A 23,535-nucleotide genomic window follows, 5' to 3' on the forward strand; every position below is an offset into this window, starting at 1 on the left:
TCATGAACGACTCCGAACCGCGTAACCCATTCACCACGAAGGGCTTCATCGTCGGAGCCGCCATCGTCGGAGCACTCGCCGTCGCCGGCATCGTGCTCGGCGTGACGTCCCTGGACGCCGGGGGAGGCGGCAACACCGCCGCCACCCCCGGCGCCTCCACCCCCAGCTCGACCATTTCGGCGGACGCCGCGAGCGTGTGCGGACTCTCCGGATACGACGAGACCGGGACTCTCACCGCAGCACCGACGACGGAATGGACCATCGTCGGCACGATGGCCGCTCCGAACTCGGACACGGCCGGACCGGGAGCTACTGATGACGACGGCGTGCGACGCTGCTACGCCCACACCGTCGACGGAGCACTCTTCGCAGTCGCGAACCTGTGGGCGATGGGCTCCAACGCACGCTTGTCCGATCCCGTCATCGAGAAGCTGACCGTTCCCGGCCCCGGACGGGATGCAGCACTGGCGAGGGACGTGGCGCAATCGAACACGGGCCTGAGCGCTCAGATCGCGGGCTTTAAGACGCTGTCCTACAACGGAGACAGCGCGACGATCGACATTGCCTTCCGGCTCAACGACGGGACCCTCGCGAGTATCGCGACGGACGTTGCCTGGTCGGACGGCGACTGGAAGATGCAGCTCACCGATGAGGGCCAGTCGGCCTACAACCCGGTGCGGCTCCAGAGCCTCGGCGGCTACGTGCCATGGGCAGGTGTTGCATGAGCATCCTCGCCACCACCACCGCTCCGCCCGAATCGGAATGCGGCCTCCTCGACTTCCCCTGCAAGCTCAACGAGGGCATCGGCGACATCGTGTCGGTCGCCGCGAACGATGCGTTGCAGCAGTTCGTCAACAACATCATGGAGGGCTACGGGAAGGCCCTCGCCTCCCTCGGCACCCTCTGGGTGCGCGTACCTTCGCCGGTCACGGTCGTGGACCAGGGCGGCGGAGTGAACGGTGGCGGGACTCCGCCGCAGCCGGAGGCGTTCGAGACGATTCTCGGCTACGTGACGTGGGTGTCCGCGGGCCTGGCCGTCATGTCCCTCATCATTGCCGGAGTGATGATGGCCTCCCGGCGCCGGCACGGCGACGGCGAGGCTCACATGGGCCGTATCGGTGTGATCATCATGGCCGTGCTGCTGCTGTCCTCGGCATCAGCGCTCGTGACCGGGTTCCTGCCTCTGGCGATGCACCTCAACGAGTCCTCGAGCGTCGTCGGCTGGGTGCAAGGTCAGTTGCAGTGGTACACCGGCGGTATCGCGATCCTCTCGATCCTCGTCGCCGCCGGCCGCATGGTCTGGACGCAGCGCGCGATGCCGTTGCGCGAGCTCGCGGGATCGGTCCTGACGCTGATCGCCGTGGCCGGTGCCGGCCTCGTCGTGATCCGCCTCGCGACGTCCGCGGGAGATGCGTTCTCCGTCTGGATCCTCGATAACTCGACCGACTGCAGCGTGACCAACGGGGAGTCGAACTGCTTCGGCACGACGGTCGGAGCGATGATCGGGATGACGATGGCGTCGCAGAACTCCATCGGCCTGATCGGCCTGTTCCTGCTGGGCATGCTGGCGGTGTTCATGACCTACGTGCAGATCGCCCTGATGGTGTTCCGCGGCGCGATGCTCGTCGTCCTCGCCGGGATCTTCCCGATTGCCGCCGCCGCGACGAACACGGAAATCGGGCGGCAGTGGTTCAAGAAGGCGATGGCCTGGACTCTCGCCTTCATCCTCTACAAGCCCGCCGCCGCGATCGTCTACGCGATCGCGTTCCGGATGACCGGCACCGACCTGTTCAAATCGGACGGCACCGGGCTCTTCCAGATCGTCACAGGCCTCGCGCTGATGCTCATCGCGCTCGTGGCCCTGCCCGCGTTGATGCGCTTCCTCGTCCCGGCCGTCTCCTCGGTCGGCGGTGGCGGCGCGGCGGGCCTGCTGCTGGGCGCCGCGGCGCTCTCAGCCGCAGGTGACGTCGCGACGGGCGCGATCCGCGCCAGCAGCAACGGTGGCGGCGGTGGCGGGAATGGCGGCGGTGGAGGCGGGAATGGCGGCGGTGGAGGCGGCAACAGCTCGTCCACGGACGGACCGTCCGGCAGCACGTCGACGCCGGGCTCTCCCGCGTCATCGCCGGCCGCAGACCCGTCTGGGTCGGCGTCGACGGCAGGAAGCGGCGCTGGTGCCGGTGCCGGTGCCGGAAGCGCGGCGACCAGCGGTGCAGGAGCCGCCGCGTCGAGCGGCGCCGGTGCAGGGGCAGCCGCGAGCGGCGCCGCGGCCGCGGCCGGACCGATCGGCGCCGGTATCGCCGTCGCGACGAAGGCCGCGGAGGGCGCGAAGCACGCCGCGCAGGCCGTGAAGGCCGGCACCGAAGAGGCGACCGGCAGCAACGAGAGCGGGAGCTAACCCATGTCGAGCACAGCAACCGAGCCGATCAAGGCTCGCACCTACGGCAACTGGCGAAAGCCGCAGACCGCCGGCCTCGGCGGGCTGGGACAGCTCGCCACCCTCGTGATGTTCGTGGGCATCGTCGCCTCGATCATCGCGTCCATGTTCTCCGGCCTCGGGCCGGCACTGATCGTCGCCGCGATCTTCGGCGGGATTCTCCTGACCGTCTCGGTCAAGGACAAGCACGGGCAGAGCGCCCTCGGAAGGATGGTGGTCCGCGTGAACTGGTGGCGTACCAAGAGCAAGGGAGCGAACGTCTACCGCTCCGGTCCGATCGGCCGCGCGAAGTGGGGGACGTTCCAGCTCCCAGGCTTGGCCGCACCTTCGCAGCTCACCGAGCACGAGGACTCCCACGGCCGCCGGTTCGCTCTGATCAGCACTCCGATGACGAAGCACTTCACCGTGGTTCTCGCGACGGAGCCGGACGGCGCCGCGCTGGTGGATCAGGAGCAGATCAACAACCAGGTCGCGGAGTACGGCATCTGGCTCGCGAACCTCGGAGACGAGCCCGGCATCGAGGCCGCCTCGGTCACGGTCGAGACGGCCCCCGACACGGGCACGCGCCTGCGCGGCGAGGTCGAGGGGTCGATGGACCCGGACGCGCCGCTGTTCGCGCGAGCGATGCTCCAAGAGGTCGTAGAGACCTACCCGGTCGGATCGGCCACGATCCACGCCTACATCGCGCTCACGTTCACGGCGACCGCGCGGATCAACGGGAAGCGCCGCAACGCGAAGGAAGTAGCCTCCGACCTCTCCGCCCGCATCCCCGGCTTGACGTCTTCTCTCGCGGCGACGGGTGCGGGCGCAGCGCGGCCCCTGAGCGCGCAAGAGCTGTGCGAAGTCATCCGCACCGCGTACGACCCCGACGCGGCGCTCCTGATCGATCAGGCGCGCGCAGAGGGCGAGACGGCCGACCTGTCTTGGACCGACGTCGGCCCCGCGGGCGCCGAAGCGCACTGGGACTCCTACCGTCACGACGGAGCGGTGTCGACGTCGTGGACCATGACCGCCCCGCCGCGCGGCGTCGTCCAGTCGAACATCCTCGCCCGCCTGCTCGCACCGCACCGCGACATCGCCCGCAAGCGCGTCACCCTGCTCTACCGACCCATCGACCCCGCCCGCGCCGCAGCGCTCGTGGAGGCGGACCTCAACGCCGCCCAGTTCAACTCCTCCGCGTCCACCAAGCCCACGGCGCGCTCGACGCTCTCGACCCGCTCGGCGCAGGCCACGGCCGCGGAGGAAGCCTCCGGCGCCGGACTGATGAACTTCGGCCTGATCGTCACCGCGACCACGCTGCAGCGTGGCCAAGAGCCCGAAGCGCGCGCCGCGATCGACTCCCTCACCTCAGCCGCCCGACTGCGGATGCGGCCGGCGTTCGGCTCGCAGGACTCCGCCTTCGCCGCCGCCCTCCCGCTGGGGCTGGTCCTGCCTCGGCACCTGCGCATCCCCAACGAAATGCGGGAAATCCTGTGACACACCCCGCCACCACCAGGACGGCACTGGACACACGTCCGGTGCCGTCCCGGCTTAACCCTCAGCCCTCACCCGTCTTTGTCGCCGTTCCGACCCTTATTGGAGGCCCCCAGTGAGCATCACCACCAAGCTCTTCTCCCGCCACCGCGACACCGAGCCCGTCGACGTCCCCGCCGACGTCGACGGGGACGAGCTGCCCACCGGCGCCGTCGACGTCGACCAGAGCGAAGAGGCCGGCGACGTCGACGCCCCCGACTCGGCCACGCCCACGGGCGCGGTCGGCTCCCCGTCGACTGACGCTGCCGCGTCAGCAACGGCGGACAGCCGGGCCGGGTCTCGCCGCGCTCGGAAGGTGCAGGAGGAGAGTGCCGCGGCCCGCGCCGCGGCCTCGCCGCTCGCCCGCGAGACGCCGTCCAAGCGGTCGCGGAAAAAGCGGGCGATCCCGCACCAGGGCGGGAAGCAGAAGACCGAGAAGGAATCGGCGCCGAAGCGACCGATGCGGCCGACGTCGACGGGATGGCTCGGCCGCGGCGGCGGACAGGTCGTCTCGATCCAGCCCGCCGATGAATTCCGCGCGACGACTGTGCAGGTGTGCGGCCTGTACCCATTCTCGGTCGGCACCGGCACGCCCATGATCGGCGTACCGCTGGGCAAGAACCTCACCACCGGGGCCTCCGTGTTGTGCGACCCGATTAGCTGGTTCCAGCGGGCGCAGCTCATCTCCAACCCGTCGATGTTCGTCCTCGGCAAGCCGGGTCTCGGGAAGTCCTCGCTGACCCGCCGCATGGCGACCGGGCTCGCCGGGTACGGCACCATCCCGCTGGTCCTCGGGGATCTGAAGCCCGACTACGTGGACCTCATCCGCGCGATGGAAGGACAGGTCATCACCCTCGGCCGCGACCGCGGCTACCTCAACATCCTCGACCCCGGCGAGGCGACCAGCGCGGCAAAGCGCCTCCGAGACGACGCCGACCAGGCGCTGGAGCAAGCCGCGGAGCTCGACGCCCGCGGCGGCGACTCCAAGGAGCTGCACCTGCGTGCGGTGAAAGCGCAGCGCCTCGCCGCTCAGGTCCTCGCGGACGCTCACGGCCGCCGGCACACGATGATCGCAGCGCTCCTGACGATCCTCCGCTCTCAGCCGCCCACGGACCGGGAGGAGACGATCATCGACCGGGCGTTGAAGTACCTGGACGAGCACCACGAGGGCATCCCCGTCCTCGCGGACCTGCTCGCCGTGATCCAGGCCGCGCCGGACGAGATTCGACAGGTCGCGCTCGACCGCAACGACCTCAAGCGGTACAAGGAAATCACCGAGAACCTCGAAGCGTCGCTCATCGGCCTCACCTCCGGTGGCCGGCTGGGCGAGATCTTCTCCCGCCAGACGACGACCCCGATGCGGCGGGATCGGCCGGTGGTCTACGACGTGTCCTCGATCGATGACTCCGAAGGCGACCTCCAGGCGGCGATCCTCCTCGCGTGCTGGTCCGCGGGGTTCGGGACGGTCAACGTCGCCGCGGCGCTGGCCGATGCGGGGATCGAGCCCCGCCGGCACTACTTCGTGATCCTGGACGAGCTGTGGCGGGCTCTGCGCGCGGGCAAGGGCATGGTCGATCGCGTCGACGCGCTCACCCGCCTCAACCGTGCCCGCGGTGTCGGCCTGGCGATGATCAGCCACACCATGTCCGACCTCCTCGCGCTTTCCAGCGAAGAGGACCGGATGAAGGCCCGCGGCTTTGTGGAGCGCTCCGGCATGGTCATCTGCGGCGGCCTTCCCGGTGCGGAGATGCCTCTGCTCACGTCGGCGGTGCCGCTGTCCGCGAAGGAGCAGGAGATGCTCACGAGCTGGCAGGACCCGCCGGCCTGGGATGGCGTCTCCGGGAAGGAAGCGGACCCGCCCGGCCGTGGCCTGTTCCTGATCAAGGTGGGCGGCCGTCCCGGCATCCCCGTCCGCGTCCACCTGACCGCAGCGGAGAAGGACGTCAACGACACCAACAAGCTCTGGCACACCACGAGCCGCGCAGGCCGCGCGAACGAGCCCCTGGCGACCGATCCGGTCATGGTGGAGATTCTGCCGTGAGCGTCCTCGTCGCCCTCGGCGCGAGCTGCGTCGCGCTCGGCGCGGCCGGCGCCGCGATCGTCAGCGTGATCGCCGCCCGCCGTCAGGGGGCGGCGGAGCGCGACCGGTTTCTGCTCACGGGCTGCTGGACCGGGGTCGCCCTCATGGCGGGCTTCGTCGCCTGGGACCAGTGGGACCGGGTGATCGCATGAGCTGCACGTCGACGGTCGTCTACGACGGCTACCTCTGGGGCTGCTCGATGACGACGACGCTCCCGCACACCGACCACATGACGGACCTGCCGGTCGAGTACGTCGACAACGGCCAGGCCGTCCTCACCTGGGGCACCAGCCGGCAGGCGACCAGCGACGACACGACGGCCCCCTACGACGGGCCGATCTATGAGCGATGCGAGCCGCGCAGGTTCCTGCCGGCATCTGTTCCGTTGCTCGAGCGGGCGATGTCGTGATCGCCGCCCGCGCCGGGGGTGCGCTGCTGCGGGGTCCGCTCGGCCAGGTCGGCGCGGTCGCCGGGCTCCTGGCTGTCGCGGTCCTCGTGGCCACGGCCGCCACCCTCGCGTTCACCGCGCAGGTGCAGCACGCGATCCCCGCCCAGACCACTCTCACCAGCCCAGCACCGACCGAAGGAGTTGCACCATGAGCCTCACGAACAACCGCCGGAAAGAGCCCGGGAAGGCCAGTAACGGCTTCGGGGTCGCGTTCGCGGCCGGCGGTGTCCTGATCATCGCCCTGGCCATCTACATCGCGGTCCGCGTCGGGTCCCAGGTCGACGGTGTGAATCCCGACATGGACACCGACCCGTCGAACTTCTTCTCCGTCGTGGTCGACGTGTTCCGCGGCCGACTCGTCTGGCCGGGCACCGCGACCCTCATCGTCGCCGGGATCGGCGCCGTGGTCGTCTTCTTCGGCACCCTGTTCCTGATCGCGAAGAACGGCGGGAAGAAGAACCGGACCCCGATCGACTGGACCGCCCGCCACACCGCCACCTCCGCGGAAATGAGCCACATGCGCGGCAAGGAGGCGAAGGAGAAGTCGGCCCGACTGGGCGTGACCGACTCGTTCGGCGTCCCTCTGGGTGACCTCCTCAGCGACGGTCGACCTATCTACGCCTCGTTCGAGGACATGGTGCTGCTGCTCGCCGGCCCCCGCGTAGGCAAGTCGACGTCGTTCGTCATCCCCGCGATTGTCAACGCTCCCGGGTCCGTGGTCACGACCTCGAACAAGCGCGACGTGCTCGACGCGACCCGCGACCTCCGCGCAGCACGGGGGCAGGTGTGGGTGTTCGACCCGCAGCGCGTCGCGGTCGAGCCGCCGTCGTGGTGGTGGAACCCGCTCTCCTACGTCACCGACGACACCAAGGCCGCGAAGCTCGCGCAGCACTTCGCGTCCGGATCCAGCGAGGTCGGAGCGCGCTCGGATGCGCACTTCGAGCCGTCCGGTCGCGAGCTGCTGGCAGGCTTCCTGCTCGCCGCGGCCCTCGATGGCCGACCGATCACGGACGTCTACGAGTGGACGACGAAACCCGGCGACGAGACGGCCGGAGACATTCTGGCCTCGAGCGATTTCCCGTTGATGGCCAAGAGCTTGCAGGGCGCGACGCGGTTGGAGCACCGGGAGCGCGGATCGGTGTACTCCACTGCCCGGCGCATGGCGTCCTGCTTGAAGGACTCCGGGACCCGCCAGTGGGTGAACCGCACCGGCGAGAAAGACACCCGGCCGGAGTTCGATCCGGGCGCCTTCGTCCGCTCCACCGGGACGCTCTACAGCCTGTCCAAGGAGGGTGCCGGCAGCGCCGGCCCCCTCGTCCTCGCACTCACCGCCGCGACCGTCGAGGCCGCGGAGGAGCTGGCAGCGGTGTCGCCCGGCGGCCGGATGCAGACCCCGATGCTCGGCGTCCTCGATGAGGCGGCGAACGTCTGCCGCTGGCGCGACCTGCCCGACCTCTACAGCCACTACGGCTCCCGGGGGATCCCGATCATGTCGGTGTTCCAGTCCTGGTCGCAGGGCGTGAGCGTGTTCGGGCGGGAGGGCATGGACAAGCTGTGGTCGGCCGCGAACGCGAAGATCTACGCCGGCGGAATCTCGGAGACGGGGTTTCTGCGGATGGTGTCGGAGCTGATCGGCACCTACGATCGCGAGACGACCTCCGCGAGCATGAACAAGGGCGTGCGCTCGACCACCAGCGCGTTGAAGCGCGAACTGATCCTCGACGTCGCGGAGCTCGCGAACCTCCCCACGCCCAAGAAGGGGCGCAAGATCGGGCGGGCGATCCTGATGTCCTCGGGCTCGCGTGCCGCGATCCTGCGCACGGTGCCGTGGTTCGACGGTCCCAAGCCGCTCGTGGCCGCGATCAACGCCTCCATCGCGAACCACCGACCGGGCGCAGCGCCGACACCGACGCCGCCGCCGGCCCCGGAGCAGGGACACGGCTTCACGCCGGTGACGGGCTCATGAGCGAGGACTTCTATGGGGGCGTGGACGACGAGGCCGCGCCCACGTCAGCGGACGATGTGGCGACGAGTGCCCCGGAGAGCGAGGAGCCGACAACGCATTTCGGGTCGGCGGATGAGTTCGTGCGCAAGCAGCTCATCGGCACCTACCGGCGCCGAGTCATGGCGCAGGGCTCCGGTGGCGGTCTGCGGTGGAAAGCGGCCTGGTGGGAGTCCAAGGAAGCGCAGCAGCGCATCGAGGCGCTGTGGCGGGCGTGGGAGGCCGCACGCGCCGACCCGAAGGCCGGGATGAGTGCGTGGTGGATCAACCACTGCGATCCGCACATGAGCGTCCTGCTCTCTGCGGACGGGCCGTTCGCGGACTCGACGGACGAGAACCGGCTCGGTGAACCGCTGCCTTACACGGCACCGGTAGAAGGCACTTTCCCGTCCGATCTACAACCGCCGCTGTACACGCAGCGCCCATCCAGAGAAAACGCCTGAGAGGCGCTCTGAGGACGTAAGAAGGGGAGCACCGTCCGGTGCTCCCCTTCTTCGTTGTCGACGCTCCGGCTAGCGGCTCAGGTCCGCGCGATCGGCGCCCTGCCCCTGGCCACGACCGCGCCGCGTCTGAGGGACGGTGCTCATCGGAGCCTTCGACGTCACCGCGGCGCTGGGCGGGGTGGCGTGCGCGCTGTCGGCGCTCATCCGCGCCTCGATGACGTGCGGGGGGACTCCCTTGGCTTCCATCGCCTGAATGGTCGACTGTCGACGCTCGGCACTGTCGTAAGCGATCTCTCCGGCCTCACGCGACGCTGACGCGCGCGGATCTGTCGCGGGCGGCGCCGACTCCGTGGACGGGCCTCCGGTGCCCTGTGCGGCCTCCTGGCGTTCTGCGGGGGCGTCGTCGCGGAAGAGCTGTGCCTGAGCGCGCGCGTCGGAGGCCAGTTCGCGCAGCTCGTCGGGAGTCGCGTTGGCGGTGCCGCCGGCGGCCGCGTCGCGGTCGTAGTCGCTCGCGCGCGCTTCGAGCTGTGCAGCCATCTCCGCGCGCCCGTTGTCGACGTCGGACGCGCCGGGGGTTTCTCGAGCGGCCTCCTGGTTGCGGGCGTCGTTCGCGCGGTCGAGGCGGTCGGCTTCCGCGATCAGTAGTTGTGCCTCCGTAACCTCCGCTCCCGCTCGAGCACGCTCGGGAGCTACCGTGTCCTTCCACTCCTCGACCAGCGCGGCTCGTGCAGCAGCGACGGCCGCGGGGTCCGCGGTGCGGAACTCTCCGTCGTTCCAGTCGATCGACGTCTGCACGCGGTAGTCCTGGAACCCGGCCGGGTCGGTGTCGCGCTTCCATTCCTCGGCCGCGGAGAGTTCGAGGGTGCCGGCGTCGCCCGCGAGCGCCGCGCGGTAGTCGGTGATCAGAGCGCGCTCCGCGTTCACGTCCGGCTCTGCGCGGCCGCGTATGTCCATGGTGAGGCGGTCGTCGTCGTGGCGGTGGTAGTGCTCCGGCGCGGAGTTGGTGGCCCATTCCTTCGCCCGGTCCAGCTCCGACTTCGCCTGACCTGCGGCGTCGCGCAGCACGGCGGTGTCGACGCCGTAGCGCTCGAACACTTCGCGCTGAACGACGGCCGACGCGCGCTCCGCGATCGGGTCGTGGTTCTTCCACGCCTGCGCCGTCTCCGCGACCTTCGAGATGTCTTGGATGCTCGCCTTCTCCCACCAGTCGGGCCGGTCCACGACCTGCAACGTCGCGCGTGCAGCGCCGCGCTCGGCGTCGAAACGGGCCGACAGCTCGCGCGCCTGCGCGGCGGAGCGTGCCTGCGCGTCGCGAGCCAGCTCCTCGCGCAGCCGGGCGAACTTCTCGCCCATCTGCATCGCGATGGTCAACGCGATCCGGACGTTCTGACCGACCTCCTGGCCTACCTCGTCGTCGTCACTCATGACTTCCTCCCCTTGCCTTGGTGAATCGTCTATCGGCCACGGTCGCCGCGGTCCTGGTCAGGTCCCTGCCGAGACTGTCGGGCGCGGTCCGCGAGCATCGCTTCCTCGCGCTCCCGGTCAGCCTTGGTGAGCTTCGTGGGTACGGGACTGCCCGACCCGAAGTTGGTCTGGGACAGCCGGCGAACGTCTTTGAGCTCCTCCGGGAGCGCCTGCCAGGCCCGCTCGTTCTCCGCGACCTTCTCGGCCTTCACGACGACCTGGTAGCCGTCGCGAACAGCGGACAACTGACCCCGCAACGTCTGCGACAGCTCGCGCATCCGTCGCGCATCACCGGCTGCCTTATGAGCCGACGCGACCGCGTGCGTCAAGCGCGCGAACTGGTTCAGCAGCAGCAGCTCCGCGGCTGCATTCTTCTTATTCCCCGCCGCGGCCATGATCAATGCGGAGTACGCCGCCGTCGAGGGCATCATCGCGGGCCGCGGGCGCGTCTCGTGCGCCCGCAGGTGCGCCGAGCGGGCGAGCGATCGCGCAGCGTCCGCGAGCGGTCCCGGGGTGGGCTCCATGCGCCGGGACCACGCCGCGTAGGCGCCGGCCGTCTCGCGCGCAACGTGCGCCCACGTGGCCCTGTCGGAGGGGTCCACGGACCTGATGTAGTCGTGCAGCCGGTCCATGTCCGCGGCGTACGCCTCGAACAGCTCGGGGGCCGGCTCCGCCGTCTCCCGGCCAGGGTTGACCGGCGTGTACTGCCAGGGATTCTTGGCTGTCGCGCGCCATTCGGATGCCGCATCCGACGCGGACTCCGGCTGGTCCGGCCAGCCCTTCCGCAGCTCCGGCAAGGTCAGGTCGCGAGCGAGCCGGCCGCCGCCGTGCCAGATCGCCTTCTCGCCGTTCGTCGGCCGCAGCGCCACCGAATAGCCGGCGATCACATCGTCACGACCCGTCGCGAATCGAGGGCGCACCAGCACCCCGCCCTGACGCAGACGACGAACGAACTCGCTCTCATCCTGGGACGCGGACGAGGCCGCGCGTACGGCGCGCTCGAGGCGCTGCATGTCCGGCTCGACGTGCCCGCGACGTGCAGCGGACTCACGCGCTCCCGGCCGCACACCGCGCTCCGGGAACTCGCGCTCCGGCGCCTGGTAGACCTGCAACCCGTACTCGCGCTCCAGCTCACGGCTGATCGTCTGCGACCGCTCGTAGTCCTTGTGCACCGACGCTTTCGTGCCGTCCTCGCGCACCAGCGACACGGCGATGTGTACGTGGTCGTTGCCGTTCTTCGACAGCCCGTGACGCACCGCGACCCAGCGGCAATCGGCCTTGCCGATGTCCTCGCCCGCGAAGCCCATCCGCTGCACGAAGTCGGTCGAGATTCGGCCCCACTGCTCGTCTGTGAGCTGGCCCTCCTCGGCCGCCAGCGACAGCGAGCAATGCCACACATCAGCCGCCACGCGATCCTTCACGATCGCGCCGGCCGAGTCCCGAACCGCCTCGCCGTTCTCGTCGGTGCGCACCTTGTTGCGCGTCACCTCGACGCCGAACAGCTCCCGCGGTCGGTCCAGATCCGCAGCGATCGCCGCAGCCGCAGCGCCATCCAGAACCTCATGCCCGTACTCAGCCATGATCGCGGAATCCCCCGCGATCAGGTGCTGCTCCTCGTGCTCGTTCGTCTTGCCGGGACCAACGAGGTAGCCCATCAGTCCACGCATGCGCGTGCCGCGCGTGATGTTCGTTCTCACCGTCCACCGAGCCGGTCTGCCGTCGCCTCGATCAGGCGTCGCACCCGCCGGTACTCCTCCGCAGCCTCAACAGCCTCGGCCGGGAACTGGCCCGTGCTGTTCGCGAACCGCGCGAGCTGGTTCATGTTGTCCGACGTCTTCTGCAACAGCTTCGACGCCCGGAACAGCTCAGCAACCACCAACCGCCACTCCGTGTCCGTGCGCACCTGGGCGTTCATCGCGGACTCGAACAGCAGCCGCGGCACCGTCACTTCCAGCACCTCGGCACGGGCGCGCAGGTGCGCGTCCTCCTCGGGCGTGACCGACACCTCGTACCGCTTCGACCGCGCAGCGACACCCGGCACGTTCGCGCGGCGGCGCCGGCCGAACAACCGACCCTCTCGTGACGACTCCGACACGACCCTCACCGTCCTTCCGGCCCAGCGCAGCGAACCCGCCCCCAGGCGGGGACCATACGACCAGTATGCGCCGACCCGGCCGCGCAGCGGAAGGGGCGCAAGCGGTTTACCACGGGTAAACCTATAGCTTGCTCCACAAACCATCTTCGCACCGAGCGCGACTTGGGTGTAACTCGGGTCCGAAGGACACCCGAGCGTCTCGGCTGGCGAAGCCGAACCCGAGACGCTTGAGTCCGCGCCTTCCGCATGACGGCGGCGGCGGCGGCTAGCCTTTCCGCATGAGCGACCACACGAGGAACCCTGACGACGCCGCCGACGCCGCCCGCCGACTGCTCGAACAGAGCGTCGAGAAGCGCGTCGAGGCGGTCCGCACGATCGTCTCCGCAGCCAACGACACCGACACCGCACGCGCCACCCTCAGCGACGCGCAGAACCGACACAGCAAGGCGTGGGCGGACGCCCTCGCCGCCGGATGGTCGGAGAAGGAACTCCGCGCAGCAGGAGTGCCGCGACCCGAGCAGACTCGCGCTCGCGTCACCCGCGCGCGACGCACAACGTCGGCGGAGGGAATTCCCGCCGATTCGACCGAGAGCGACAGCTCCGCGTCCATCGAGAACGCTGCATGACCGACAACGACTCCGCCGCGCTCCACGGCCAGGTCCGCGCCTGGGCGGAGGGGGCCAACCCGCTCACGGCCGCCGTCGAACTGCTGATCCGATCGGGCCTCGTGTACGCCGGAGCACCGTGGGTGAAGACCGACAACGCCTGGCACACGAGCGCAATCGACTTCGACCGCCTCGGCTACGAAATCGGAGCGCTCAGCGGAGGCGAACAGCGCGTCGCGCGGATCGCGTCGTCGCTCGGTCAGGGTGTCCCTGTCGACCTCCGCGAGGACGTCGCCGGGCTCGACCTCGAACACACGCGACTGGTCCTCGCGGCGATCGCGCACGCCGCCGGACTCGGAGAGCCCGGCACGACGATCCAGACCGTCGACGGAGTGCCGACAATCGTCCCCCATGACGCTCTGGCGTCGTGGCCGAACGAGTAGGTCGATCGCGCACGACGACCGCCCTCGTCGAGTAGCAAGCCCCCGCTCGAGCAGTCACGCTCGCGGGGGCTTCTGCCTTCCCGCGACGTGCGCGCAGGCTGCGGTCCGGCCGTCCATCCGACGCTTCACTCTTGCCTGCGCCGGCCGACCGTCAAGAGCGCTGCGCGTCCCTCCGGGATACCCCTCCGGGGCACTCCTGACGGCCACCCGCCTCCGGCATCGCGCCGCTTATCGGATGGATGGCCTCAGAGAATGCTCCCCTCGGGAAGAGTTCCGATCAGCGGCCCCTGCCGGACGCTCACCGGAGCGCTACATCGCGTAGGTGATGACGACGGATGAGAGCTTCCGCGACGTTCACGTCCACCGACGACGTGTGCACGGCCCTCCTCGCCTTCGTCGGTTCGATCGCCGCCGGCGGACACTCCGAGTCGATCGCTATTCCCGCGCTGCGCGTGGATGGGCAGGTCATGGAAGTACGGATGACGGTGAACGCCAACAGCGCGTTCGTCGTCGTCCCAGTCGATGCCGACGCGCAAGACGAGCGCGCCCTTCTGGCAGCCTCAAAGTCGGTAGTCAGCGAGCTGCGCAAGCGAAGCGCGGCCAGCCGTCAGGATGCCGAGCGGCGCTGACAGGAGTTGCTCGACTCGCTCCGCTCACGCTCACCGTCTCGGCACTTCGTGTCTAAAGTGGCGGTGCGGTTGAGAAGTGGGGACCTCGACGCCGCGCGCGGCAGACCGACGAGGGGTCGTCGGTGTCGCTCTGCTCTCGGCCGCGTCACACAGCGCGGCCGAGAGCACCACTCGCCGGCTGCTGCTCAGGGCCGTCAACCCTCCTCCCGTGGGCACAGTCGGCACCTATGGTCGGGCATGTACGGAGTGCCGTTCGCTCCGGCCCCAGTGCTCCCGGCTCGGATGCGGCTCGGCCCCTGAGCCGGGAGTAGCGGCCCGGCCCCGCGTCGGGGGATGCCGGGTCGGGCCGCTTCCCAGGGGAAGAAGCCGCACCCGAGCGAAACGACACCAGGCGTAACGTGCGGTGGTTATGCTCCGCGCATGATCGACTTCAGCTCCGCCGAGATGGCGACAGTCGAGTACGTCGAGGACCAGTGGCGCCTCACGATTCTCGACGGGACCGGCACCACGTTGGCCGAGACCGGGCTTCCGCTTTTCGGCCCCGAGAACTTCTTCGTTCGCGCCAGCTCTGACCGGCCGGCGGGCCTGGATTACGTGGGGCCGTTCTTGAACAAGCGCGGCCTGTACTACACCCAGTGGACCGGTCGCGGCCGAGACGGATGGAGCACACAGCTCCACTACTGACGAGCACACGTTGCGCGGGCAGACGTCCAGGATGATGAGCACATGTCGCGCAACACTGAGCCGTTGGCCGGTCAAATGGTCTGGCTCGTCCGCTGGATCCAATCGCGTGACGGCTGGTCGCACGAGACCATCAGCGGCGCTTTTCAGGAGCGCACCGACACGTGCTGGCGCGTCTGGGTGAACGAGGAGCTGCGCGAACTTCCCTCACAGGACTGGTCCCCCTACAAGCCGTGACGCCGACGGTGGTCCACGCTCAGCTGTGGTCAGTGACGGATCGCGGAAGCGCGCCAGCCTTCGTCCTTGACCCAGCGGAACCCAATCCAGCAAGTCTGCGGCTCCGGCGCGTCTGCGGCCGCGTCCAGGGCGACCCGAAACGTGGCAGGTGTCGCGCCGTCGATGATCGTGAACTCCGAATCGCGGTCCGCGAGCGCCCCGCACGCATCGCGCAAGCCTGCACTGTCTGACTCGGTGTTCGCGGGAAGAAGCTTCGCGATCGCCGGATCATCGTTCAACACGGGCACGAGCTCGTACACCAGCTCCTGGCCACTCCCCGACGGCGGCACCGCTCCCGACGTCGAGTCATCGAGCGACCCGACCGCAAACATGAAGACAGCGACGACGCCGGCCAGCACCGACGTCAGCAGAACGAGTAGGACCACGGTGACGCCACGATGGTGCCGCGGCGGTGAAGGAAGATCCTCCGCCTCGTCGTACGCCCCCACCGCTTCCCCTCCGCCGACAGGTCCTCCCGACCCCGGCTCACCAGAGATACCAGACCTGAACGACCAACCATCACGCACTATCCCCATCGCCCTCCCCCGTTTGGCTGATGCTCGGCAGATCACTCAGGAACCGATGTGTATGATTCCGCATGGATTGAGCGGGGACCTGGACCGCCGATCTTTGGCTTGTGACGCGAGAGCGCCAAGCCCGCCGGCGGGGGTGCGCCGACCCGAACGGCGCGCCCTCAGCCGCGCCACGATGCCAAGCTCGGTTCATCAGCTCGATGGCGTGGCGTCCGATCGGCGTCAGGTCGACCACGACTCGTCTTGGCGTGGCCGTGCCGGCCTGCCAGGGTCATGGCCATGGAGATCACAGATGATGTCGAGCGGGCCGAATGGCTTGGGCTGCGCATGCAGCGAGAGCGAAGCTGGGCACGAGTCGGCTCGGTCGCCGGATACGGGTTCGAGGCGTACGCCCGTGTCCTTCACCCTCGACCTGACGGCGATGACATTTGGGAACGCCAGCGGTGGGCGGACGTTGCTGCTACTGCCGGCAAGGTCATGCACCCGCTCGTCCAGTGGGAACGGCTCCTAGGCAGGGACGAGCCGCGCGGCGGCACAAGTGACGTCGGACGACTCGATCCGCAAGTACTCGCCGCCCTCGCACCCATCCTCAGTTCGGCGACCACTACGCCCGGCGATGCGCTCGCGGCGTACTGGGTCGGTGGGACCGGCCAGAACCTCCTCGGCAGGCCGGTCAGCATTGACCGATACGACTACATACTGGCCGCCACGAGCATGGCGGAGCTTGCCGAACCCGGATGGGGTCCCGAGATTGGCCTCCGCGGCGAGGAAGCGCCGCAACTACTCTGGCCTGAAGATCACGCCTGGGTGCTCGCCACCGAGATCGACTGGGACTCCACCATCGTCGCCGGCTCGCACACGCTCGTAAGCGCGATCCTCACTGACGGCCGATTCGAGGCCTTCCCCGTCGATGAGGACTCCGACCTGTCGTGGAACGGTGACACGATCAACCGTCCCAAAGTCCAGGAACCGTCCTAGGAGAGCGCGAAGGACAGCGATCGCGACGTCAGTGAGTGATTGAGGCCGCCTGCCATCCGCTCCGAGTTCGAGTCGTCGCATCGTTCTACGGTGCAAGCGACGCCTACCGATCGGGAGGCCGAAGGTACGCGGACAGGGTGAAGGCGGGCGGCCCATGGGTCACCCGCCTTCACACTCGCGGACGCGGAGCGCCTCTTGCGGTGACCCTACGGAGCCAGGATGTAGGACATGCCCACGACGTCCTGCACAGTTCGCGTGTTGTAGACGCCAGGTCCGGCGGCACCGTTCATCTCGGTGATGTTGATGTAGAGGCCGTCAGCGCGCTGCTCGACGGAATCGACCCAGGCGACGTGACCGTAGGTGGGGTCCGCCCCCTGCACGCCGGGCTCGAAGACGACGATGCTGCGAGCCTGAGCATCCAGGACGGTAGTCCAGCCGTTCGCGGCGGCGCTGGTGTCCCAGTCGAGGGCGTTGCCGTAGATGGCGGGACGCAGCCCGGTCGCCTCGAAGAACTTTTCCTTCGCACCCCATGTGCACTGACCGGCAGCGCCGCTGTTCGCTCCCTCGGTAACGCCAGTGGCGCGGCCGGAGTCAGCGACGGCGGTGGTTGTCTGAGTTGTGGTGTCCGCGAAGGCCGGCGCGGCGCCCACGATCGGGACTGCGACGGTGAGTGATGCTGCGAGCAGGCCCGCAGCGATGCGGGACCGGCGGAAGCCGTGTCCCGGGTGGTTCTGACGGTTGGCCGAGCTGGTGTCGAATTCGTTGCTCGTGCTGGTGCGCATGATGTACTCCTTCGTCTCTTCTTGCTTCCCTTGAACACCCTCCACGCTGCCACTCATACGGCTCCCATCACCGAAATGGAGGAAGCGGCCACGTAGCGCCCACCTCCCACCCAGGCGCGAAGCAGCGCCCGCCACGCACTGCGAGCGACCGCACCGGAGGGTGACGGGGGCTCCGTCTAGCTGAGGTACACCCCAACCGGACGTCAGGCACCATGGCCGAAGCGCGTCCGAATAGGGCCGTGTCGGACCTTGTCTGACACTTGCCCCTGCGGCTCTTAGACTTCAACTGGACAAGTAGGGGTCGGAGGCGGCATGTCGGGTCAGAGGGTCGGGTACGTGCGGGTGAGCACGTTGGATCAGAGCACGGTGCGCCAGCTCGACGGCCTGACGCTGGATCGGGTGTTCGAGGACAAGGCCTCCGGCAAGGACGTGAACCGTCCGCAGCTCGAAGAGATGATCGGGTTCGTCCGCGACGGAGACACGGTGCTCGTGCACTCGATGGACCGGCTCGCAAGGAACCTAGAAGACCTCCGCCGGCTCGTGCGCCGACTGACGGACAAGAAGGTCCGGGTCGAGTTCGTCAAGGAACAGCTCACCTTCACTGGTGAGGACAGCGCGATGGCGAACCTGCTGCTGAACATGATGGGCGCGTTCGCAGAGTTCGAACGCGAACTCATTCGGGAGCGTCAACGCGAGGGCATCGCTTTGGCCAAGCAGCGCGGCGTCTACCGAGGCCGCGCCCGCTCGCTTACCCTCGCGCAGGTCGCGGAGCTGCGCGAGCGGGCTGGTGCCGGCGTGCCGAAGACGACGTTGGCAAAGAAATATGGCATCAGCCGGGAGACGGTGTACGCCTACCTTCGCGCCTCGACATCGGCGCTACAAGCGTCTGAAGAGTGACGGGGCGCTGACATGGTGAGCACTGTCGGAGTCGTTCATGGCGCGGGAGGAAGCTGATGACAACACAGATGTTCCCTGGCGAGATCGGGTCGATGCCGGAATTGGGTTCGTCCGCGATTGCGACGTTCCGGCCCGCAACAGAGCTTCCGACTCCTGTGCGGTTTGTCGACGGCTTCGATCTCTTCGTTCAGTTCCTGCAACGCCATGGCGTGGACCCAGAGAGCCTTGCTGGTGACGTGTCGGGAGTGTGGCTCTTCCTGGCCAAGCATCCGACCGCCTTGACGACGCCAGAGATTGCCGACGCCGCAGCCCGGTTCGTCGGGAACGTGATCGCGGTGGTGCATCCCGCGGCGACCTGGCGAGTCACCAACGAGCCGGAAATCGGGACGAACGTCCGCTCCATTCCGGTCGCCGCCCTCGTGCGAACCATGGTGCAGCGTCCCGAGCAGCGGGAACCGTTCCTCGAGATGCTGTCCACCTGGGATCAAGAAGACCTCGACGACCGCGAAATCACCGCGCTCGCTCACGATGTCACTCCACCGCCGTTCACGGTTCCACCGGTTCCGTTCCAACGCGCCGCCTTCCCTCCCATCGAGTTCCGCGACGACAACGGCCACGTCATCGAATACGGGCAGCGCTGGCCCGACCACCACCCACCTGACGACGCGTACTCCCGCGTCTCCCACCCAGAACGCTTCGCACCCCTACGCCATGACGTCGACGCCCTGGCCGACTACCTCCACCGCTGGTACTCCGTCGACGTCCGCCACCTCGACCACGACGGGACACAGCAGATCCGGTTGCAGCCTCGCGCCGGAACCCCGATCACCGTCACTGCAACCGACGAATCAGTCCAAGTGGAAGCAGGCGTCTTCTTCCGCGCCACCCTGCCGAACTGCTCCTGCGATGCCTGCGACGAATCAGCAGAAACCGCCGCCGACCGCCTCGAAGAAGCCGTCCTTTCCATCGCCGCGGGCGGCTTCCGCGAGACGTACCCCCTCGGAAGTCGCCGGTGGCTGCACACCCAGCTCCACGCCGTTGACGGCAGCGGCTACACCGGCAGCAGTGGCGCCCCCGACAGAGACCTCACCACCGACGACCTCGAACACGCCACCACGACCCTGCGCCAACTCGACAACGGCTGGTGGCCCGCCTGGCCCCTCCGCACCCCCAACTCGCCAGACCGAACAGGCGACGACGAAACGACGAACGACCGAACCTGACGAGCGGCTCCAACTGCTTCGTTAGACGCCCCGCCACCTGGCTCCCCACCGGACGGGTCGCCACCACCCGTCCTCTGAACCCACGTTCGCGTACGAATCGCATGGCTAGCCTGGCTGAGTGGACTTCATCGGGTTGGCGCCCCAGCACTTTGACACCGCGCTCGGCACGGTACTGACCACAGCCGTGCAGGCGCAGGGCTGGAGCGCACAGAAGGTAGCCGTGTTCGCACGGCTCCGACCGCGCACCGTCCGACGCATCCTGACCGGCAAAACCTCGGCCGGCACCGTACAACTGCACCGCCTCCTGCAAGTCCTGCAACTCGACCATGACGCCACGATGCGCACCGTCTACATCGAAGCGCGAGTCGCGCAGCTGGCCGCGGACACCGAAGCAGCCGAGGACCGCGACCGCCCCCGGGACATGCTCGGATGATGACCGGCAACGACCTCGCCGTTCTTCTCAACCCCTTCGTCATCACCGGGGTCGTCGTCCTCGTCGCGATGATCCTCGGTGGGCCGTGGCTGCGCGAGCGGTACATCTTCCGCGAGCTCAACCGCGACACCGGCGTCACCCGACACCAGCCCACCGCCCTTTTCACCCCAGGCCGGGCCGGCAATCCGCCGCTGGTGTATTTCCTGGAACTGCACTACGCCGAACGCCTCGACACAGTGCTGATGCTGCACCGCGTCGGCGCCATCGCGAGCCTCCACGACGGCTCCATGACCATGCACGACCGCGCCGGACGCCTCCTCACCCACCTCAGCGCGCTCGACGTCGCCTACTATCGCCGCCTCAACGACACAGCCCCGCAACCACCCAACCCGGGATAGACAAGCCGGCCTGGCGCTCGGCCTTCCCTGCCCCGTTTCACGCCCCCTCAGCGGAATCACCACCGGACAGGTCTAACGAGACGGCCCCGCCCGCGCCACGCCGCGGCGGCGCACGCAACTCGCGTGCGACCGGTTGACGACCCCCTTACGGGACGTCGTTCTACCTAGCGCTGCGCATCCGCAGACGATCGACGGTGACGCCGACCGCGACGGTGACTGCGGCGGCGACCAAGCCCCACCCCAGCCCGAGCGTGAATGTTCCCCTGCTCGGGTCAGCCCAGTTCTCGATCTCCGGGCGTCTGGCGAAAGCAGAAGCATTGAGCTGGGTTGCCACGAAGGCGACAACAAGAGTCACCAGCGCAAACACCACCAGCGAAGCCAGAACCCACAACAGGAGCTGCCGACGTCGACTCCGCGCGTACCCTCGAACAGTCATGTGCTGAGCGTACGAACTGGACCGCCGCGGCGCACTAGCCGCAGTGCAAAACGTCAACGATCAGCCGGTCATCCTCCGCCTCGCGCCGGAGGCGCAAGGCGTCCGGTGGTCGATCCCGATACGGGACGCGCGCCAGCACTGTGATACCTCGCGCCACGGTGACCGAACGACGTCGGAACCGACGAGGATCCGAGGCGTGAAGAACAGCAGTGACGGTGAGCACTACCTCCTCCTCAGGACAGCCCTCTGGGCAGACGCCACCGACGTCGTTGGAATCTATGGCAGCGAGCAGCGCGCTCGGGAAGCAGCAGGTTCCTCTACGGGACCCGATCAGTGGACGCTCGAGGAGTGGAGAGGAGACGTGCGCCGCAGCAGTCTCCAGCTCTAGGCCGCTACGCGCTCACGCTGACGCAATGGAGTTGCACGGCTACAGTCACGAAGGAGGGTCGCGATGCGGCGACCGCTGGGGAGGTCGCTGTGGGCGAATCGAATGATGGCCGCTTCAAGAAGCTGCCCGATCGGATCGAGCCGGCTCAGCAGACCGTGAGCGTCCCGGCCAGCGAAGACGACTCCACGACGCCACCGCAACCGCCGGCCGGCGTTCCTGACCTCGTGATCGCGACTCGCGTGGCGGACGCCGCCACGATGACCGGCCTTCTCCGCCGTACGGCGGGGCGCGTTGCACTGACGGTCGTCGTCGTCGCGGCCGGCCTCGTCACCGTCCTCGCCGCGCTCAACCTGCGCCTGTAACCAGACCGATCAGCCGTGAGCGAGGACGGCGCGTCCGACAGCGGCGCCTCTCGACTCGCCCACCGAACATTCCGGGGATCCCATGCTCAGAGCACTTTCGTCCACTTCCATGTTCTGGATCGGTGTCGCCGGGATTCTCCTGGGCATCGTCTTCGGCACGATCGTGCCGTTCTGGATCGCCCCCTACCAAGCCAACGGATCACCCACCGTCGAACAGATCATCAGCACCATCCCGGTCCTCACACGAATCGCGGAGGGCATCGGCTACTCGTTCGTCGCAGGAGCCTTCGTCGTTCGCCACTTCGAGAAGCGCGAACTCGTCGACGCTCGACGGTCCGTGCACTTCGTCGGCCGAGCAGCCCGGAAAGACGAGCAGTAGCCCCTCCGAGCAGTCCGCTGAAAGCGTCCCGCGGATCGATCCCCTTACAGGACACTCTCGGTCGCGAGTCGGTAGCTCCTCGTGGTGAGAGCCGCGTCACGCCTACTGTTCTCCCGTGGGAGAACTCAAGGTAACGAGCTCGGCGGCGGTCGAGGCCGCTTCACGTCGCGCCGAGGGGTGGATACGCCGTGGTTGAACGCCTGGACAGTTGGGACCCGAGCAGACTCTCGCCGGACCGGCAGACACCACCCCGCCAACGACGGTTGGTGAGACTGTCGATCGCGCTGGGAGCTCTAGCCGTCGTGGCGGCCGCGGTTCTGTGGGTGGGTGATCTGCTGTTCGGAGTGCATGGCCCTTCCCACTACGTCAGCATCACCAACGACACCGGAGCCTCACTCACCTGGTCCTGCTCCTGGTCCGATCTTCACCTCGCCGCCGGGGAGACAGGTCAGCTGCGAATCCTCGACCAGCCCGACCAGGACTACGGCTGCGTCCCACAAGCAGCGACCCCCTTCGTAGCGGCGGCGCACAACAACGACATCTGCCCGTCACTGACCTCTATGACCGAGGGAAGGCAGTTCACGGCAACCGACTTCGCGAAGACCTACCGCTGCCCGTAGCTGGATACGCGACCGGTGAACGATCCCCTAACGGGACGACCCAAGTCCGATCGAAGGTCAGTAGGCGACGTCAGCGGGCGCTGGCTTCCCGACTCGGCTGTGATCGGGCCGACGGGCTCGGTAGGAAGATCCGGCCAGGAGGACACCTGCAGTCACAGCAGCTAGCGACGTGGCGACGCCGGTAAAGGGCAAGGTGTCCGCGACATCCCACGGGAGAAAGAACGCTCCAGGGTCGGTGAGGGGGTTGATGACCATGAGGAGCCCAACACCAATCAGCGTGACGGGTCGTCCTGGCGAGAGTACGAAGGCGCCGAATATCACGAGCGGGAAGGCGATGGCCCAGACGATCGTTGTGGCGATCCACGTGAAGTCTGACTGTGTGGCGCTGTAGCAACCCTCGTTCAGGCCACCGAGGCACGAGCTCCAGTGCACCAGGAACGCGGCGGCACCAGCAGCCCCGAGCAAGGCGATTGTCCATCCAACCAACTGGCCTGACGTCGCGAGTCGCTTCATGGGCTCAACATAGAACTCGAAGGTGAACCTGAGCTAGATCCACACGGTCGAAGCGAAGGCCACCGCCCCCTCGCCCCGATGAACGATCTCCATACGGAACAAGCGGTCGTTCGACCGTGCCGTGGGCTGCTCAACCGATGATCATGGCGGTACGCAGAGCGAGAACCCAGCTGGTGACGGCGCCGACCACGCCCAAGGCGAGCAGCAGCGACCTCCATCGAGCGTGAGAGCGCCTGCTGGCGCGCATCGCTACGACCAGGAGAACAAGGGTCGCGAGGGCGACAGAGCACAGAGCCGGCCACGCGACGTCAAACCCCGTGCACTGAGGCGGAAGGGACTCGTTGCACGCGAACGAGAATCCGTCGAGGAAGACGCCCGCGACGAGGGCGAGGAGAGTGATTGCGCCCGCGATCGCTGCGGAAGCCTTGAGCGACAGCGTCTGCACAACATCACTATCGGACCAACGGGTGAACGGCAGGAG

At 68.3% G+C, this 23,535-nt stretch carries 31 protein-coding genes; 23 read left to right on the forward strand and 8 right to left on the reverse strand.

Going from position 1 to position 23,535, the window contains the following annotated elements; translation table 11 throughout:
* Positions 1 to 2: 2 nt before the first annotated feature.
* The 9 genes from C5B93_RS14425 to C5B93_RS14470 all read left to right on the forward strand — a co-directional run bounded on the left by C5B93_RS14425 (position 3) and on the right by C5B93_RS14470 (position 8,919).
* Positions 3 to 725: a hypothetical protein gene (locus C5B93_RS14425; protein WP_104263447.1), complete on the forward strand. Its 723-nt coding sequence runs from the start codon at positions 3 to 5 to the stop codon at positions 723 to 725.
* Positions 722 to 2,395 (forward strand): hypothetical protein, encoded by a 1,674-nt coding sequence (locus C5B93_RS14430; protein ID WP_104263448.1) that lies wholly within the window; start codon positions 722 to 724, stop codon positions 2,393 to 2,395. Before C5B93_RS14425 ends, C5B93_RS14430 begins: the two co-directional genes overlap by 4 nt.
* A gap of 3 nt (positions 2,396 to 2,398) precedes the next feature.
* Positions 2,399 to 3,910, forward strand: coding sequence for an SCO6880 family protein (locus tag C5B93_RS14435; protein ID WP_181065711.1), 1,512 nt, complete (start codon positions 2,399 to 2,401; stop codon positions 3,908 to 3,910).
* 496 nt (positions 3,911 to 4,406) lie between these two features.
* The gene (locus tag C5B93_RS14445; protein WP_219812664.1) at positions 4,407 to 5,987 is read left to right on the forward strand and encodes an ATP/GTP-binding protein; all 1,581 of its coding nucleotides are present in this window, start codon (positions 4,407 to 4,409) and stop codon (positions 5,985 to 5,987) included.
* Positions 5,984 to 6,178: a hypothetical protein gene (locus tag C5B93_RS14450; RefSeq protein ID WP_104263449.1), complete on the forward strand. Its 195-nt coding sequence runs from the start codon at positions 5,984 to 5,986 to the stop codon at positions 6,176 to 6,178. The genes C5B93_RS14445 and C5B93_RS14450 overlap by 4 nt, the downstream gene beginning before the upstream one ends.
* Complete coding sequence (locus C5B93_RS14455; RefSeq protein ID WP_104263450.1) at positions 6,175 to 6,435, forward strand: hypothetical protein; 261 nt, start codon at positions 6,175 to 6,177, stop codon at positions 6,433 to 6,435. Before C5B93_RS14450 ends, C5B93_RS14455 begins: the two co-directional genes overlap by 4 nt.
* Positions 6,432 to 6,626 (forward strand): hypothetical protein, encoded by a 195-nt coding sequence (locus tag C5B93_RS14460; protein WP_104263451.1) that lies wholly within the window; start codon positions 6,432 to 6,434, stop codon positions 6,624 to 6,626. Before C5B93_RS14455 ends, C5B93_RS14460 begins: the two co-directional genes overlap by 4 nt.
* Positions 6,623 to 8,440: a type IV secretory system conjugative DNA transfer family protein gene (locus tag C5B93_RS14465; protein WP_104263452.1), complete on the forward strand. Its 1,818-nt coding sequence runs from the start codon at positions 6,623 to 6,625 to the stop codon at positions 8,438 to 8,440. Before C5B93_RS14460 ends, C5B93_RS14465 begins: the two co-directional genes overlap by 4 nt.
* 20 nt (positions 8,441 to 8,460) lie before the next feature.
* Positions 8,461 to 8,919 carry a DUF4913 domain-containing protein gene (locus C5B93_RS14470; RefSeq protein WP_219814049.1) on the forward strand — a complete coding sequence of 153 codons (459 nt, stop codon included), beginning with the start codon at positions 8,461 to 8,463 and terminating at the stop codon, positions 8,917 to 8,919.
* 69 nt (positions 8,920 to 8,988) lie between these two features.
* On the opposite strand, the gene C5B93_RS14475 is transcribed toward C5B93_RS14470, so the two are convergent.
* From C5B93_RS14475 to C5B93_RS14485, 3 genes are read right to left on the reverse strand one after another with little or no spacing between them, the layout of a single operon-like run.
* The gene (locus tag C5B93_RS14475; RefSeq protein ID WP_104263454.1) at positions 8,989 to 10,344 is read right to left on the reverse strand and encodes a hypothetical protein; all 1,356 of its coding nucleotides are present in this window, start codon (positions 10,342 to 10,344) and stop codon (positions 8,989 to 8,991) included.
* Positions 10,345 to 10,373: 29 nt separating this feature from the next.
* Positions 10,374 to 12,080, reverse strand: a complete 1,707-nt coding sequence (locus C5B93_RS14480; RefSeq protein WP_104263455.1) for a relaxase/mobilization nuclease domain-containing protein — start codon at positions 12,078 to 12,080, stop codon at positions 10,374 to 10,376.
* The gene (locus tag C5B93_RS14485; RefSeq protein WP_236553717.1) at positions 12,077 to 12,388 is read right to left on the reverse strand and encodes a plasmid mobilization relaxosome protein MobC; all 312 of its coding nucleotides are present in this window, start codon (positions 12,386 to 12,388) and stop codon (positions 12,077 to 12,079) included. Before C5B93_RS14485 ends, C5B93_RS14480 begins: the two co-directional genes overlap by 4 nt.
* Positions 12,389 to 12,756: 368 nt before the next feature.
* On the opposite strand from C5B93_RS14485, the gene C5B93_RS14490 reads away from it, so the two are divergent.
* The 5 genes from C5B93_RS14490 (at position 12,757) to C5B93_RS14510 (ending at position 15,073) form a co-directional block, all read left to right on the forward strand.
* Positions 12,757 to 13,104, forward strand: a complete 348-nt coding sequence (locus tag C5B93_RS14490; RefSeq protein ID WP_104263456.1) for a hypothetical protein — start codon at positions 12,757 to 12,759, stop codon at positions 13,102 to 13,104.
* Positions 13,101 to 13,526 (forward strand): hypothetical protein, encoded by a 426-nt coding sequence (locus C5B93_RS14495; RefSeq protein WP_104263457.1) that lies wholly within the window; start codon positions 13,101 to 13,103, stop codon positions 13,524 to 13,526. The genes C5B93_RS14490 and C5B93_RS14495 overlap by 4 nt, the downstream gene beginning before the upstream one ends.
* Before the next feature lie 335 nt (positions 13,527 to 13,861).
* Positions 13,862 to 14,155 carry a hypothetical protein gene (locus tag C5B93_RS14500; protein ID WP_104227097.1) on the forward strand — a complete coding sequence of 98 codons (294 nt, stop codon included), beginning with the start codon at positions 13,862 to 13,864 and terminating at the stop codon, positions 14,153 to 14,155.
* Between the two features lie 420 nt (positions 14,156 to 14,575).
* Entirely contained in the window at positions 14,576 to 14,839 is a 264-nt protein-coding gene (locus tag C5B93_RS14505; RefSeq protein ID WP_104227096.1) for a hypothetical protein, read from the forward strand.
* Between the two features lie 42 nt (positions 14,840 to 14,881).
* Positions 14,882 to 15,073, forward strand: coding sequence for a hypothetical protein (locus C5B93_RS14510; protein ID WP_104227095.1), 192 nt, complete (start codon positions 14,882 to 14,884; stop codon positions 15,071 to 15,073).
* Between the two features lie 29 nt (positions 15,074 to 15,102).
* Here C5B93_RS14510 and C5B93_RS14515 read toward each other — a convergent pair whose 3' ends face one another.
* On the reverse strand, positions 15,103 to 15,561 hold the full coding sequence (locus C5B93_RS14515; RefSeq protein WP_104227094.1) for a hypothetical protein: 459 nt from the start codon (positions 15,559 to 15,561) through the stop codon (positions 15,103 to 15,105).
* A gap of 363 nt (positions 15,562 to 15,924) precedes the next feature.
* Here C5B93_RS14515 and C5B93_RS14520 point away from each other — a divergent pair, with 363 nt between their 5' ends.
* Positions 15,925 to 16,623 carry a hypothetical protein gene (locus C5B93_RS14520; protein WP_146078502.1) on the forward strand — a complete coding sequence of 233 codons (699 nt, stop codon included), beginning with the start codon at positions 15,925 to 15,927 and terminating at the stop codon, positions 16,621 to 16,623.
* Between the two features lie 206 nt (positions 16,624 to 16,829).
* On the opposite strand, the gene C5B93_RS14525 is transcribed toward C5B93_RS14520, so the two are convergent.
* Positions 16,830 to 17,405 (reverse strand): CHAP domain-containing protein, encoded by a 576-nt coding sequence (locus C5B93_RS14525; protein WP_219812207.1) that lies wholly within the window; start codon positions 17,403 to 17,405, stop codon positions 16,830 to 16,832.
* A 312-nt stretch (positions 17,406 to 17,717) separates the two neighbouring features.
* Here C5B93_RS14525 and C5B93_RS14530 point away from each other — a divergent pair, with 312 nt between their 5' ends.
* The 4 genes from C5B93_RS14530 to C5B93_RS14545 all read left to right on the forward strand — a co-directional run bounded on the left by C5B93_RS14530 (position 17,718) and on the right by C5B93_RS14545 (position 20,356).
* On the forward strand, positions 17,718 to 18,302 hold the full coding sequence (locus C5B93_RS14530; protein ID WP_104227091.1) for a recombinase family protein: 585 nt from the start codon (positions 17,718 to 17,720) through the stop codon (positions 18,300 to 18,302).
* Positions 18,303 to 18,358: 56 nt separating this feature from the next.
* A complete protein-coding gene (locus tag C5B93_RS14535) occupies positions 18,359 to 19,525 on the forward strand; it encodes a DUF6226 family protein (protein ID WP_104227090.1) in 1,167 nt (388 codons plus the stop codon).
* Positions 19,526 to 19,643: 118 nt separating this feature from the next.
* Entirely contained in the window at positions 19,644 to 19,958 is a 315-nt protein-coding gene (locus C5B93_RS14540; protein WP_104227089.1) for a helix-turn-helix domain-containing protein, read from the forward strand.
* Positions 19,958 to 20,356, forward strand: coding sequence for a hypothetical protein (locus C5B93_RS14545; RefSeq protein ID WP_104227088.1), 399 nt, complete (start codon positions 19,958 to 19,960; stop codon positions 20,354 to 20,356). The genes C5B93_RS14540 and C5B93_RS14545 overlap by 1 nt, the downstream gene beginning before the upstream one ends.
* Positions 20,357 to 20,516: 160 nt before the next feature.
* On the opposite strand, the gene C5B93_RS14550 is transcribed toward C5B93_RS14545, so the two are convergent.
* The gene (locus tag C5B93_RS14550; protein WP_146076966.1) at positions 20,517 to 20,792 is read right to left on the reverse strand and encodes a hypothetical protein; all 276 of its coding nucleotides are present in this window, start codon (positions 20,790 to 20,792) and stop codon (positions 20,517 to 20,519) included.
* Between the two features lie 196 nt (positions 20,793 to 20,988).
* On the opposite strand from C5B93_RS14550, the gene C5B93_RS17015 reads away from it, so the two are divergent.
* The 4 genes from C5B93_RS17015 (at position 20,989) to C5B93_RS14565 (ending at position 22,541) form a co-directional block, all read left to right on the forward strand.
* Positions 20,989 to 21,180, forward strand: a complete 192-nt coding sequence (locus C5B93_RS17015) for a hypothetical protein (RefSeq protein WP_146076965.1) — start codon at positions 20,989 to 20,991, stop codon at positions 21,178 to 21,180.
* A 224-nt stretch (positions 21,181 to 21,404) separates the two neighbouring features.
* Positions 21,405 to 21,542, forward strand: a complete 138-nt coding sequence (locus C5B93_RS17350) for a hypothetical protein (RefSeq protein WP_181068408.1) — start codon at positions 21,405 to 21,407, stop codon at positions 21,540 to 21,542.
* Between the two features lie 109 nt (positions 21,543 to 21,651).
* The gene (locus tag C5B93_RS14560; RefSeq protein WP_104224259.1) at positions 21,652 to 21,921 is read left to right on the forward strand and encodes a hypothetical protein; all 270 of its coding nucleotides are present in this window, start codon (positions 21,652 to 21,654) and stop codon (positions 21,919 to 21,921) included.
* Between the two features lie 344 nt (positions 21,922 to 22,265).
* Complete coding sequence (locus C5B93_RS14565) at positions 22,266 to 22,541, forward strand: hypothetical protein (RefSeq protein ID WP_146078503.1); 276 nt, start codon at positions 22,266 to 22,268, stop codon at positions 22,539 to 22,541.
* Positions 22,542 to 22,598: 57 nt separating this feature from the next.
* On the opposite strand, the gene C5B93_RS14570 is transcribed toward C5B93_RS14565, so the two are convergent.
* Both C5B93_RS14570 and C5B93_RS14575 read right to left on the reverse strand, forming a co-directional pair.
* Positions 22,599 to 23,054 (reverse strand): hypothetical protein, encoded by a 456-nt coding sequence (locus C5B93_RS14570; protein WP_104263612.1) that lies wholly within the window; start codon positions 23,052 to 23,054, stop codon positions 22,599 to 22,601.
* Positions 23,055 to 23,184: 130 nt separating this feature from the next.
* Positions 23,185 to 23,499, reverse strand: coding sequence for a hypothetical protein (locus C5B93_RS14575; RefSeq protein ID WP_104263611.1), 315 nt, complete (start codon positions 23,497 to 23,499; stop codon positions 23,185 to 23,187).
* Between the last annotated feature and the right edge of the window lie 36 nt (positions 23,500 to 23,535).

The sequence above is a fragment of the Rathayibacter sp. AY1A2 genome (assembly GCF_002930935.1).
Taxonomy (GTDB): domain Bacteria; phylum Actinomycetota; class Actinomycetes; order Actinomycetales; family Microbacteriaceae; genus Rathayibacter.

Bases quoted from the DNA above. Each gene is read 5' to 3' on its own strand.
- C5B93_RS14505 (WP_104227096.1), top strand. From the start codon at position 14,576: ATGATCGACTTCAGCTCCGCCGAGATGGCGACAGTCGAGTACGTCGAG.
- C5B93_RS14495 (WP_104263457.1), top strand. From the start codon at position 13,101: ATGACCGACAACGACTCCGCCGCGCTCCACGGCCAGGTCCGCGCCTGG.
- C5B93_RS14425 (WP_104263447.1), top strand. From the start codon at position 3: ATGAACGACTCCGAACCGCGTAACCCATTCACCACGAAGGGCTTCATC.
- C5B93_RS14510 (WP_104227095.1), top strand. From the start codon at position 14,882: ATGTCGCGCAACACTGAGCCGTTGGCCGGTCAAATGGTCTGGCTCGTC.
- C5B93_RS14545 (WP_104227088.1), top strand. From the start codon at position 19,958: ATGACCGGCAACGACCTCGCCGTTCTTCTCAACCCCTTCGTCATCACC.
- C5B93_RS14455 (WP_104263450.1), top strand. From the start codon at position 6,175: ATGAGCTGCACGTCGACGGTCGTCTACGACGGCTACCTCTGGGGCTGC.
- C5B93_RS14520 (WP_146078502.1), top strand. From the start codon at position 15,925: ATGGAGATCACAGATGATGTCGAGCGGGCCGAATGGCTTGGGCTGCGC.
- C5B93_RS14525 (WP_219812207.1), bottom strand. From the start codon at position 17,405: ATGCGCACCAGCACGAGCAACGAATTCGACACCAGCTCGGCCAACCGT.
- C5B93_RS14490 (WP_104263456.1), top strand. From the start codon at position 12,757: ATGAGCGACCACACGAGGAACCCTGACGACGCCGCCGACGCCGCCCGC.
- C5B93_RS14465 (WP_104263452.1), top strand. From the start codon at position 6,623: ATGAGCCTCACGAACAACCGCCGGAAAGAGCCCGGGAAGGCCAGTAAC.
- C5B93_RS14530 (WP_104227091.1), top strand. From the start codon at position 17,718: ATGTCGGGTCAGAGGGTCGGGTACGTGCGGGTGAGCACGTTGGATCAG.
- C5B93_RS14570 (WP_104263612.1), bottom strand. From the start codon at position 23,054: ATGAAGCGACTCGCGACGTCAGGCCAGTTGGTTGGATGGACAATCGCC.
- C5B93_RS14500 (WP_104227097.1), top strand. From the start codon at position 13,862: ATGAGAGCTTCCGCGACGTTCACGTCCACCGACGACGTGTGCACGGCC.
- C5B93_RS14550 (WP_146076966.1), bottom strand. From the start codon at position 20,792: ATGACTGTTCGAGGGTACGCGCGGAGTCGACGTCGGCAGCTCCTGTTG.
- C5B93_RS14430 (WP_104263448.1), top strand. From the start codon at position 722: ATGAGCATCCTCGCCACCACCACCGCTCCGCCCGAATCGGAATGCGGC.
- C5B93_RS14535 (WP_104227090.1), top strand. From the start codon at position 18,359: ATGACAACACAGATGTTCCCTGGCGAGATCGGGTCGATGCCGGAATTG.
- C5B93_RS14560 (WP_104224259.1), top strand. From the start codon at position 21,652: ATGTTCTGGATCGGTGTCGCCGGGATTCTCCTGGGCATCGTCTTCGGC.
- C5B93_RS14445 (WP_219812664.1), top strand. From the start codon at position 4,407: ATGCGGCCGACGTCGACGGGATGGCTCGGCCGCGGCGGCGGACAGGTC.
- C5B93_RS14475 (WP_104263454.1), bottom strand. From the start codon at position 10,344: ATGAGTGACGACGACGAGGTAGGCCAGGAGGTCGGTCAGAACGTCCGG.
- C5B93_RS14435 (WP_181065711.1), top strand. From the start codon at position 2,399: ATGTCGAGCACAGCAACCGAGCCGATCAAGGCTCGCACCTACGGCAAC.